Annotated in this window: 9 protein-coding genes; 6 read left to right on the forward strand and 3 right to left on the reverse strand. The window is 56.1% G+C overall.

From position 1 onward, the window contains the following. The first annotated feature begins 17 nt into the window (after positions 1-17). Positions 18-1,394 carry an NtaA/DmoA family FMN-dependent monooxygenase gene (locus tag AC3Y5R_RS21040; RefSeq protein ID WP_489922954.1) on the forward strand — a complete coding sequence of 459 codons (1,377 nt, stop codon included), beginning with the start codon at positions 18-20 and terminating at the stop codon, positions 1,392-1,394. A gap of 238 nt (positions 1,395-1,632) precedes the next feature. Here AC3Y5R_RS21040 and AC3Y5R_RS21045 read toward each other — a convergent pair whose 3' ends face one another. After that, positions 1,633-1,893, reverse strand: coding sequence for a hypothetical protein (locus tag AC3Y5R_RS21045; RefSeq protein WP_489922955.1), 261 nt, complete (start codon positions 1,891-1,893; stop codon positions 1,633-1,635). Between the two features lie 68 nt (positions 1,894-1,961). After that, positions 1,962-2,723 carry an SDR family oxidoreductase gene (locus AC3Y5R_RS21050; protein WP_489922956.1) on the reverse strand — a complete coding sequence of 254 codons (762 nt, stop codon included), beginning with the start codon at positions 2,721-2,723 and terminating at the stop codon, positions 1,962-1,964. 483 nt (positions 2,724-3,206) lie between these two features. Between AC3Y5R_RS21050 and AC3Y5R_RS21055 the strand changes: the two genes are divergently transcribed. Continuing rightward, positions 3,207-3,671 carry a helix-turn-helix transcriptional regulator gene (locus tag AC3Y5R_RS21055; protein WP_489922957.1) on the forward strand — a complete coding sequence of 155 codons (465 nt, stop codon included), beginning with the start codon at positions 3,207-3,209 and terminating at the stop codon, positions 3,669-3,671. 77 nt (positions 3,672-3,748) lie between these two features. Here the strand turns inward: AC3Y5R_RS21055 and narL are convergent, their stop codons facing one another. Beyond that, entirely contained in the window at positions 3,749-4,396 is a 648-nt protein-coding gene (gene narL, locus AC3Y5R_RS21060; protein ID WP_489922958.1) for a two-component system response regulator NarL, read from the reverse strand. Between the two features lie 320 nt (positions 4,397-4,716). Here narL and AC3Y5R_RS21065 point away from each other — a divergent pair, with 320 nt between their 5' ends. The 4 genes from AC3Y5R_RS21065 (at position 4,717) to narJ (ending at position 12,258) form a co-directional block, all read left to right on the forward strand. Then, positions 4,717-6,111 carry a NarK family nitrate/nitrite MFS transporter gene (locus AC3Y5R_RS21065; RefSeq protein ID WP_489922959.1) on the forward strand — a complete coding sequence of 465 codons (1,395 nt, stop codon included), beginning with the start codon at positions 4,717-4,719 and terminating at the stop codon, positions 6,109-6,111. 125 nt (positions 6,112-6,236) lie between these two features. Next, complete coding sequence (locus AC3Y5R_RS21070) at positions 6,237-9,998, forward strand: nitrate reductase subunit alpha (RefSeq protein ID WP_489922960.1); 3,762 nt, start codon at positions 6,237-6,239, stop codon at positions 9,996-9,998. Continuing rightward, a complete protein-coding gene (gene narH / locus AC3Y5R_RS21075; protein WP_489922961.1) occupies positions 9,995-11,539 on the forward strand; it encodes a nitrate reductase subunit beta in 1,545 nt (514 codons plus the stop codon). The genes AC3Y5R_RS21070 and narH overlap by 4 nt, the downstream gene beginning before the upstream one ends. Then, positions 11,536-12,258, forward strand: coding sequence for a nitrate reductase molybdenum cofactor assembly chaperone (gene narJ, locus AC3Y5R_RS21080; RefSeq protein WP_489922962.1), 723 nt, complete (start codon positions 11,536-11,538; stop codon positions 12,256-12,258). The genes narH and narJ overlap by 4 nt, the downstream gene beginning before the upstream one ends. The last annotated feature ends 1 nt before the right edge of the window (position 12,259 follow it).

Raw genomic sequence — 12,259 nt, forward strand, 5'->3', positions numbered from 1 at the left:
TGAAAAATGGAGTAATAATGTCACGTGAACTTATTTATAACGGGTTTTTACACCTGACCCCGAATCATCACAGCCACGGCTACTGGCGCACCCCGGAAGGGCAGGTGCAGTACGGCTATAACCAACTCGATGCCTACGTCAAAACGGTTAAAACGCTGGAGAAAGGGCTGTTCGATACGCTGTTTATTGCTGACGTGGTCGGTGTCTATGACCTGGATTATGGCGATGGCAAAACCACTATTCAGGCGGGAACGCAGTTTCCGGAACCGGACCCGATTACCATCACTTCGGCGCTGGGTCTGGCGACTGAACATCTCGGCATCGTGGTCACCAGTAACGTTATCCAGGCGCATCCTTTCTCCTTTGCCAGGCAGATATCGTCGCTGGATGAATTTACCCACGGGCGGATAGGCTGGAATATCGTTACCTCCTATTTATCCAATGGGTTCCGTAATTACGGTTTTGATGAGATCGTCCCACACGACGAGCGTTATGAGTGGGCGCAGGAGTACCTCGACGTCGCATACAAGCTGTGGGAGCTGTCATGGGAAGAGGGCGCGGTGCTGCACGACCCGGCGACCAATCGCTTTTTCGACGCCGACAAAATCCATAAGATTAACCACGTTGGAAAACGCTACAGCGTTGAGGGGCCGCATATTGTCGAGCCTTCGCCTCAGCGCAGTCCGGTACTGTTCCAGGCCGGAAACTCAGAGGCGGGCCGACGCTTTGCGGCGCGTAATGCGGAGGTGACTTTCCTGCCGTCTCAAACCCCGGAAACGGCGAAAAAGGACATCGCGATTTTAAATCAGGATGTGGTGGATTATGGTCGCAGGCCGGAAGATCTGAAAAAGCTGGTGATGCTCTCTACGGTGATTGGCTCAACTGAGGAAGAGGCAAAGCGCAAGCAGCAATACCTGTTCGATAATATTGATATCAATGCCCTGCAGGGCTTTTACAGCGGTGGCTCCGGGATTGATCTTTCCAGCATCGATCCCGACACGCCATTGAAAGAGCTGAGCCGACGTGAACAGTTCAGCCAGCATATGCGCTCGAAATTCCGTATCGCGGTGGATGCGGATTACGGCCAGGGCAGGGATCTGACGTGGCGTGAGTATCTGCTGCAACATGCCTTATTGCCAGGACGTTTTGCCGGAACGCCAGAGCAAATTGCCGATAAGGTGCAGGCATTTGCCGACGCAGGCGTCGATGGCTTTAACGTGGTTCCGGTCACCACACTGGGCTGGTGGGATGAATGGGTTGAGCATGTGGTGCCCGTATTGCAAAAGCGCGGCCTTGCTCAAAAGGAATATAAGGAAGGAACGCTGCGGGAGAAAATCTTCGGCCAGGGCAGCCAGCTTGCGGCGTCGCATCCACAAAGAAAACTCGCGCTCTGAAATGTCTTACGGGGGAAAAAGAGTCAGGGCGGTAACCTGCATGATCCAGCGTGCAGGTTACTTATTTTCAGATCGCAGGCTAATCCGGTGCGCTTTCACGCAGGGCTGTCAGATTGGCCTGTTGACCGAAGATGCCCCAGTGCTCTTCTTCAACTTCTTCAATGACGACATATACGGGTGCCAGTGAACCAGGCTCATTGAGTTGTTCAGCGATTATTCGTGTCGCTTCCGTAATAAATCATTGTTTTGCGCCGGCATTCAGTCCTCTTTTAATGACCCGAACCTCCAGCGTTGTGGCCTTGCGATAGGCCAGTTCTGCTCCCATAAAAGCCCCATCCGGCGCGGATTCAATGAAATATAACCACACCGTGCTTTTTACGAAGGGAGATTTGGGGAGCGCCTCGCAGTCGAGGCCCAGCTCTGTCAGTTGCGCGGCAATGTTCTGGCGCGCAGTTAAATCAAAGGTGCCATGAGGCGAGTAAAGATTCATTTTCGGCATGGGTGAGTCACTCCCCTGTGATTGAGTGGGCTGAAGGCGGGGCAAATCATGCCCACGCCCTCCTTTATTCAGATTGTCTGACCGCCGGACACCTCGATTCTTTGTGCGTTCACCCAGCGGTTATCTGTGCCCAGCAGGGAGGCAATCATTGGCCCGATATCATCAGGTACGCCTACGCGACCCAGTGCGGTCATGTCTGCGAACTGCTTGTTGAGGTCAGGGATATCTCGTACTGCTCCACCCAGGAAGTCAGTTTCAATCGCGCCTAGCGCGACGGTGTTTGCCGTGATGCCGCGACTTCCCAGCTCTCTGGCCAGATAGAGCGTAAGGATCTCAACTGCGCCTTTTGCTGCTGAATAGGCGGAAAAACCAGGAAAAGAGACGCGGGTCAGACCGCTTGAGAAGTTAACAATGCGGCCGCCGTCCGCCAGTAAAGGGAGCAGCGCTTGAGCCAGAAAGAACACGCCTTTTACATGCGTATTGAACAACGCATCGAATTGTTCTTCCGTCGTTTCATTAAAGTTAGCCATTACGCCCTGGCCGGCATTATTGATCAGATGATCAAAACTCTCTCTATGCCAGACAGACGAGAGCGCGGCGCTGACGTCATGACTGAAATATTTCAAAGAGGATATTTGCGTGACATCGAGATGAAGCGCGATCGCTTTTTGCCCCAGAGCTTCGATTTCCTCCACCACCGCCTGCGCTGCTTCTGCATCACTGCGATAAGTGATGATCACGTCGCCGCCATGTCGGGCAATACTTAATGCTGTATTACGTCCTAGACCACGATTTGCCCCGGTGACCAGAGAGATTTTTGCAGATGTCATTTTGCTGCCCTTATACGTGTTGAGTGTACAACTATAATGAGGCGGTTAAACACGATGCGGAATACCTAAAACCCTGCTGTTTTTTGCTCAATCATGCAAAATTTTTTTTGCTCATTGATGGTGTTAAAACGTTCCGGAGCGAATCTGTTTATTTTTGTTTTTTTAGTTCATTGATAAATAAGTTTTAAATTGGAGTTTTTGTCAGAAATAAGAGGGGGTGGTAAGTTAACTCAACTTCTTTACTTACCTTTTCCTGTAAACATGAATGTTCCACTCTTAACGGTCGTCCGGCACTATGCTGAGAGCCATGCACCTGAAGCTTCGGTTATTCAGACTCCAATACCTGGGCTGGTGATACTGCGCGAAAAGCAGCCTGGTGAGTTGCAATACGCGATATCTAAGACGCTGTTGCCGTGATCCTGCAAGGGGGGGAAATACGTTGCGATGGGGAGCCTGGCATTTGATTTTGGTCAGGGGGAGTCAATGAAGCTCTTTTCCCGACCTGCATCAATGCCGATCCTGCAACAATCACTGGTGCGTGAATTACATTACTGGTTGCTGACCGGTCGTCATGGTGCTGCGATTCAGGCACTGGGGATCGCGGACAGTCATGCAAAAAGACTGGCGCGCGCGATTGGGCTTCTCCGATCTGAATACGCCAAACCCCTGCTGATGGCACGCCTGGCGGAGTGTGCAGGAATGAGCCTTTCTGGCTTTCATAGCCATTTTCGTGTTTTGACCTCGCTGACGCCGCTGCAATTTCAGAAACAGCTCCGGCTGATTGAGGCCAGAAGGATCATGCTGTCAGACGGGGCGACGGTCAGCGACGCTGCGGTTGCCGTTGGCTATGAGAGCATTCCACAGTTTACTCGTGAATACAGCCGAATGTTTGGCAATTCCCCCGGCCGTGATATTCGTGATGCGCGGGCCCGCAGAGTGGCGGCATAAAACATCGCTAATTGAACAAGGGCCGAACATGGCCCCGTTATTATTGGTTGAATAAAATATCAGGGTGCTAATCGCCATCACTCATGCCCGCTCTGCAGCGCCCAGACCGCCGCTTCGACGCGCGATTTCAGCTTCATCTTTTTCAGCAGATGCTTCACATGCACTTTCACCGTGCTTTCGGTGATCGACAGCTTGCGGGCAATGGCTTTATTGGTCATCCCCAGGGTGATCAGCTTCAGGATATCCCGCTCACGGCGGGTCAGCTGCTGGATATCGCGATCTTCAGCCGGGCGGGTTTCCCGCAGGCTGGCAACCAGCACGTTGGTTAACGTTTCGCTAAGCACCATCTGGCCTGCCGCCGCCTGATGCAGGGATTTCAGCAGCTCTTCCGGCTCCATATCCTTCAGCAGGTAGCCATCCGCGCCGCGCTTCAGCGCGTTAACCACATCGTCTTCATGATTGGACACGCTGAACACCACGATACGGCCCGACAGATCGATGGTACGCAGCTGCACCAGCGTATCCAGCCCGTTCATGCCCGGCATGTTCAAATCCAGCAGGATCAAATCCGGGTCGTGCTGCTCGGCCAGCTCTACGCCCTGGACACCGTTGCTGGCCTCGGCAATTACCTGCAGCTCATCATCCAGCTCAATCAGCTGCTTCACTCCGTTACGCAGCATCGGGTGATCGTCGATCAGTAATATGGTGGCGGCTTCTTCTTTCACTGAGGTGATCCCTTTCGGTCGGTAACAAGGAGGCGAACGTCTGTTTTCGCGCCATTTTACTCATTGCCTGCATGAACCCTATACCACTAAAGGGGTGCCCCTTAATTTCCATTCGGTTTGGCTGTGTGAGTATAGCGGGAAATGTACTTTATAAACCCCATGATTTAAAAGGTTTAATTGAATTAAGACTCGCTACTCATTAAGGAGCGAGGGATGGGTGAGTGTAAAAAACAACCTGACTTCGCGTTGATTTACGTCAACCTGGCTACAGGCTCGCATAAGCAGGATAAGCGCAATAATAATCCTTTAATGAGAAAATTATGTCGCAACTTGCCCCTGAACGGCCAAAAAAAAGTGCTGCGGTAATTGAAGACTGGCAACCTGAAGACGCCGGCTTCTGGCAGCAACGTGGTAAACGAATCGCTAACCGCAATTTATGGATCTCGGTATTTGGTCTGCTGTTGGCGTTCTGCGTCTGGCAGCTGTTCAGTGCCGTCGCCGTCAATCTGAATAAAGTCGGCTTCAGTTTCACTACCGACCAGCTGTTTCTGCTGACCGCACTGCCTGCCGTATCAGGCGCACTGTTGCGTGTACCTTACTCCTTTGTGATCCCGGTCTTTGGTGGTCGTCGCTGGACTGCTTTCAGCACCGGCATTCTGATGATCCCCTGCATCTGGCTGGGCTTCGCGGTGCAGGACATCACTACTCCCTTTTCGACCTTTGTGATCATCGCTCTGTTGTGCGGTTTTGCTGGTGCTAACTTTGCTTCCAGCATGGGCAACATCAGCTTCTTCTTCCCGAAAGCACAGCAGGGTGGCGCACTGGGCATCAACGGCGGTCTGGGCAACCTCGGCGTCAGCGTGATGCAGTTCGTTGCGCCGCTGGTGATTTCCATCGGCGTCTTCAGCGCCTTCGGTGGGGAAGCGCAGGGCGTGGGGAATGGTCAGTCGATCTGGCTGGAAAACGCCGCCTGGGTTTGGGTGCCGTTCCTGGCTATCGCCACGGTTGCTGCCTGGTTTGGCATGAACGACCTCTCGGCGGCCAAATCCTCCCTGCGTGAGCAACTGCCTGTGCTGAAAAGAGCACACCTGTGGGTGATGGCGATCCTGTATCTGGCAACCTTCGGATCCTTTATCGGCTTCTCTGCCGGGTTTGCCATGCTCTCCAAAACGCAGTTTCCGGACGTGGTTATTCTGCATTATGCCTTCTTCGGTCCTTTCCTCGGCGCGCTGGCTCGCTCTGCAGGCGGCATGATCTCTGACCGTTTCGGCGGCGTTCGCGTTACTTTCATCAACTATATCGCTATGGCGATCTTCACCGCGCTGCTGTTCCTGACGCTGCCAGGGGAAGGCCAGAACGGATCGTTTATCGCGTTTTTCGCCGTCTTTATGGGGCTGTTCCTCACCGCCGGTCTGGGCAGTGGTTCTACCTTCCAGATGATTGCGGTGATCTTCCGCAAGCTGACCCTCGACCGGGTCATGGCGGAAGGCGGTTCCGACGAACATGCTCAGCATGAAGCGAAGACGGAAACCTCGGCCGCACTGGGCTTTATCTCGGCCATCGGTGCGCTGGGCGGCTTCTTTATTCCGCAGACTTTCGGTATGTCGCTGTCGATGACCGGCTCGCCAGCCGGAGCAATGAAAGTGTTCCTGGCGTTCTACATCCTGTGCATTTTGATTACCTGGCTGGTTTACGGCCGGAAAAAAGTCAGTTGAAAACACTCTGCTGGCCCGCTCTGAATCCGGGCCAGCTCTATTTTTATCTGCCCCGCACCGTTAAGACGCGCTGCAGATTTAGCAATGTCACTTAATACCCAACAGAGCCTTCAGGAGAATTCCGGATGAGCAAATTTCTCGATCGTTTCCGCTATTTCAAGCAGCAGGGGGAAACGTTTTCAGGTAATCACGGCCAGACGCTGAACACTAATCGCGACTGGGAAGACGGCTATCGCAGCCGCTGGCAGCACGACAAAATCGTGCGCTCCACCCACGGCGTAAACTGCACCGGCTCCTGCAGCTGGAAAATCTACGTGAAAAACGGCCTGGTGACCTGGGAAACCCAGCAGACAGACTATCCGCGTACCCGTCCGGATCTGCCAAACCATGAGCCGCGCGGTTGTCCGCGTGGTGCCAGCTACTCCTGGTATCTGTACAGCGCCAACCGCCTGAAATACCCGCTGATGCGTAAAAAGCTGATCAAGCAGTGGCGCGAAGCCAGGAGTCAGTTCAGCGATCCGGTGGAAGCCTGGGGCTCGATTGTCAGCGATCCGGAAAAAGCCAAAAGCTACAAGGTGGCCCGTGGCCGCGGTGGCTTTGTGCGTTCCAGCTGGCAGGAAGTGAACGAGCTGATTGCCGCCTCTAACATCTACACCGCGAAAACCTTCGGGCCGGACCGCATCATGGGCTTCTCGCCAATCCCGGCGATGTCGATGGTCTCTTACGCTGCTGGTGCGCGTTACCTGTCGCTGATTGGCGGTATCTGCCTGAGCTTCTACGACTGGTACTGTGACCTGCCGCCAGCCTCGCCGATGACCTGGGGCGAGCAGACCGACGTGCCGGAATCGGCAGACTGGTACAACTCTTCCTACATCATGGCCTGGGGCTCTAACGTGCCGCAGACCCGTACGCCGGATGCCCACTTCTTTACCGAAGTTCGCTACAAAGGCACCAAAACTGTCGCGGTCACCCCGGACTATGCGGAAGTGGCCAAGCTGTGCGACCAGTGGCTGAACCCGAAACAGGGCACCGACAGCGCGATGGCGCTGGCGATGGGCCACGTGATGCTGAAAGAGTTCCACCTCGACCGCGAGGTGCCTTACTTCCGCGATTACGTCCGTCGCTATACCGATATGCCGATGCTGGTGCTGCTGGAAGAGCGTGAAGGCGGGCATTACGCTGCTGGCCGCCAGTTGCGTGCCAGCGATCTGGTGGACAATCTGGGCCAGGAGAATAACCCGGAATGGAAAACCATCGCTATTGACAGCAACAGCGGCGATCTGGTGGCTCCGCTGGGCTCCATTGGCTACCGCTGGGGTGAGAAGGGCAAGTGGAACCTGCAGCAGCGTGAAGGCAAGGCGCAGCAGGAAGTGGAGCTGCAGCTCAGCCTGCTGGGCAGCCATGACGACGTGGTCGAGGTGGGCTTCCCGTACTTTGGCGGCGCAGCCAGCGAGAACTTCAACAGCGTGGCACTGGACGAGATCCTGCTGCATAAGCTGCCGGTGATACGCCTGCAGCTGGCCGATGGCAGCGAAGGTCTGGTTACCAGCGTCTACGATCTGATGCTGGCGAACTACGGCCTTGAGCGTGGTCTGGGCGACGAAAACTGCGCTCAGAACTATGACGAAGTGAAAGCCTACAGCCCGGCCTGGGCTGAGCAGATCACCGGTGTTTCACGCCAGAACATCATTCGTATCGCCCGTGAATTTGCAGAGAACGCCGAGAAAACTCGTGGCCGTTCAATGATCATCGTCGGTGCCGGGATGAACCACTGGTATCACATGGACATGAACTACCGTGGCCTGATGAACATGCTGATCTTCTGCGGCTGTGTCGGGCAGAGCGGTGGCGGCTGGGCGCACTATGTCGGCCAGGAAAAACTGCGTCCGCAGACTGGCTGGACGCCGCTGGCCTTCGCCCTTGACTGGCAGCGCCCGCCGCGCCATATGAACAGCACCTCGTTCTTCTATAACCACTCCAGCCAGTGGCGCTACGAGACGGTTGCCACCAGCGAGCTGCTTTCCCCGCTGGCGGACAAAACCCGCTACAGCGGTAGCCTGATTGACTTCAACGTGCGTTCAGAACGCATGGGCTGGCTGCCATCGGCGCCGCAGCTGGGCACCAACCCGCTGCACATTGCCGCGCAGGCGAAGGCTGCTGGTCAGTCACCCATCGACTTCACCGTCGACAGCCTGAAAAACGGCAGTATGCGCTTTGCGGCGGAGCAACCTGATAACCCGCAGAACTTCCCGCGTAACCTGTTCGTCTGGCGCTCCAACCTGCTTGGCTCCTCCGGCAAAGGGCATGAGTATATGCTGAAATACCTGCTGGGCACCGAGAACGGCATCCAGGGTAAAGACCTGGGCCAGCAGGGTGGCGTGAAGCCGGAAGAAGTGGAATGGCAGGATCAGGGCGGTGAAGGCAAGCTGGATCTGGTGGTGACACTCGACTTCCGCATGTCCAGCACCTGTCTCTATTCAGATATCGTGCTGCCAACCGCCACTTGGTATGAAAAAGACGACATGAATACCTCGGATATGCATCCGTTTATTCATCCGCTCTCTGCCGCCGTGGACCCGGCCTGGGAATCCAAAAGCGACTGGGAAATTTATAAAGGCATCGCCAAATCCTTCTCCGAGCTGTGCCCTGGCCATCTGGGCGTGGAAACCGATGTGGTGACTCTGCCAATCCAGCACGACTCCCCGGCTGAACTGGGCCAGGCCTTCGATGTGAAGGACTGGAAGAAAGGCGAATGTGAGCTGATCCCGGGCAAAACCGCCCCGCATATCATCGCGGTGGAGCGTGACTACCCTGCCACCTGGGAGCGCTTCACCTCGCTCGGCCCGCTGCTCGACAAGCTGGGCAACGGCGGCAAGGGCATCGGCTGGAATACCCAGACTGAAGTCGACTTCCTCAAGCAGCTGAACTACACCAAAGCCAGCGGCCCGGCAACAGGACGTCCGAATATCGACACGGCCATTGATGCAGCGGAAGTTATCCTCTCGCTGGCCCCGGAAACCAACGGTCAGGTGGCGGTCAAAGCCTGGCGTGCCCTGAGCGACATCACCGGTCTGGATCACACGCACCTGGCGCTGAACAAAGAAGACGAGAAGATCCGCTTCCGCGATATTCAGGCCCAGCCGCGCAAAATTATCTCCAGCCCGACCTGGTCAGGTCTGGAAGATGAACACGTTTCGTATAACGCCTGCTACACCAACGTACATGAGCTGATCCCGTGGCGCACCCTGACCGGCCGCCAGCAGCTTTATCAGGATCATGAGTGGATGCGGGCCTTCGGCGAAAGCCTGCTGGTGTATCGTCCGCCGATTGATACCCGCGCGGCCAAACCGTTGCTGAACCAGAAGCCGAACGGCAACCCGGAGAAGGCGCTGAACTTCCTTACGCCGCACCAGAAATGGGGCATTCACTCCACCTACAGCGATAACCTGCTGATGCTGACCCTGTCGCGCGGCGGACCGATTGTGTGGATGAGTGAAGATGACGCGAAAGAGCTGGGCATCGTCGATAACGACTGGATTGAAGTGTTCAACTCCAACGGTGCGCTGACCGCCCGTGCGGTGGTCAGCCAGCGTATTCCGGCCGGGATGACCATGATGTACCACGCGCAGGAACGTATCGTGAATATTCCTGGCTCGGAAATCACCAGCCAACGCGGCGGTATCCATAACTCGGTGACCCGCACCTGTCCGAAACCGACCCATATGATCGGCGGCTACGCGCAGCTGTCTTACGGTTTCAACTATTACGGCACCGTCGGCTCCAACCGCGATGAGTTCGTGGTGGTGCGCAAAATGAACAACGTTAACTGGTTAGACGGTGAAGGCAACGATGACTGCCAGGGCAGCCAGCAGGAGAGTAAATCATGAAAATCCGTTCACAAGTCGGCATGGTGCTGAACCTGGACAAATGCATCGGCTGCCACACCTGCTCCATTACCTGTAAAAACGTCTGGACCAGTCGTGAAGGGATGGAATACGCCTGGTTCAATAACGTGGAAAGCAAGCCGGGCGTAGGCTATCCGACCGCCTGGGAAGATCAGGAGAAGTGGAAAGGTGGCTGGATCCGCAAGATTAACGGCAAGCTGGTGCCGCGCATGGGTAACCGTGTCGGCCTGCTGTCGAAAATCTTCGCCAACCCTGACGTGCCGGGGCTGGATGATTATTACGAGCCGTTTGATTACGACTACCAGAACCTGCACAACGCCCCGGCTGGCAAGCATCAGCCGATTGCGCGCCCGCGTTCTCTGATCACCGGTCAGCGCATGAAGAAGATCGAAAACGGACCGAACTGGGAAGAGATCCTCGGTGGCGAGTTTGAAAAGCGTTCGAAGGACAAAAACTTCGACCACATCCAGAAAGAGATGTACGGCCAGTTCGAACACACTTTCATGATGTATCTGCCACGCCTGTGCGAACACTGTCTGAACCCGGCTTGTGTGGCCACCTGTCCGAGCGGTGCCATCTATAAGCGTGGCGAAGACGGCATCGTGCTGATCGACCAGGATAAATGCCGCGGCTGGCGTATGTGCCTGACCGGCTGCCCGTACAAAAAAATCTACTTCAACTGGAAGAGCGGCAAGTCGGAAAAATGTATTTTCTGCTATCCGCGTATCGAAGCGGGCCAGCCTACGGTCTGTTCCGAAACCTGCGTTGGCCGTATCCGCTATCTCGGCGTGCTGCTGTATGACGCCGATCGCATTGAGCAGGCGGCCTCAGCAGAGAGCGAAAAAGATCTCTACCAGAGCCAGATGGACATCTTCCTGGACCCGAACGATCCGGAAGTGATTGCTCAGGCGCTGAAGGACGGCATTCCGCAGAGCGTGCTGGACGCGGCGCAGCGTTCGCCGGTGTATAAAATGGCGATGGATTGGAAGCTGGCGCTGCCGCTGCATCCGGAATACCGCACGCTGCCGATGGTCTGGTACGTGCCGCCTCTGTCTCCGATTCAAAGTGCCGCCGATGCCGGTCAACTGGCACATAACGGCGTGCTGCCGGATGTCGAGAGCCTGCGTATTCCGGTGCAGTACCTCGCCAACCTGCTGACCGCTGGCGATACTGCGCCGGTGCTGCTGGCGCTGAAAAGAATGCTGGCGATGCGTCACTACAAGCGTGCCGAAACCGTGGAAGGTGTGGTGGATACCAGCGCGCTGGAGCAGGTGGGACTGACCGAAGCTCAGGCGCAGGAGATGTACCGCTACCTGGCGATTGCCAACTACGAAGACCGCTTTGTGGTGCCCTCCAGCCATCGTGAGTTGGCGCGTGAAGCCTTCCCGGAAAGTAAGGGCTGCGGCTTCAGCTTCGGCGACGGCTGCCACGGCAGCGATTCGAAGTTCAACCTGTTCAACAGCCGCCGCATCGATGCCATTGATGTGACGAAGAAAACCGACCGCCGGGAGGATGCCTCATGATCTCCGTGCGAGTCATCGGCCGCCTGCTGGATTATCCGGACAGCGACCTGTTTGAGCATCATCAGGAGCTGCTCGCTGCGCTGGAAACGGCCAGCGAGCTTCCCCGCCCGCACAGCTCGCGGCTGGTGCAGTTTATCAGCGAGTTCTGCTCCCGGCCGCTGCTGGACGTGCAGGCAGAATACTGCGAACTGTTCGACCGAGGCCGCGCCACCTCGCTGTTGCTGTTTGAACATGTGCACGGCGAATCACGCGATCGCGGTCAGGCGATGGTGGATCTGATGGAGCAGTACCGGGCCGACGGCCTGGTGCTGGACTCCAAAGAGCTGCCGGATTTCCTGCCGCTGTATCTGGAATATCTTGGCAGCGGGTCGCCTGAACGCGCCCGCTCCGGCCTGCAGGATATCGTGCCGATTCTGGCGCTGCTGGCGGCCCGTCTGCAGCAGCGTCAGAGCGCGTACGCCGTGCTGTTTGATGCGCTGTTGTCGCTGTCGGGTAGCGAAGTGGAGCCTGATGCGCTGCAGATACAGGTAGAGAAGGAAGCCCGTGACGACACGCCTGCCGCGCTGGATGCGGTGTGGGAAGAGGAGCAGATTAAGTTTCTCGGCGAGCAGGGGTGTGCTTCCGCTCAGCAGGCTGCGCACCAGCGTCGTTTTTCCGGAGCGGTTGTGCCGCAGTATCTGGACGTGGCAGAGGCCACTCAGCGTTCCAAAGGACATTAAT

It is taken from the genome of Erwinia sp. 009765445 (genome assembly GCF_058137865.1).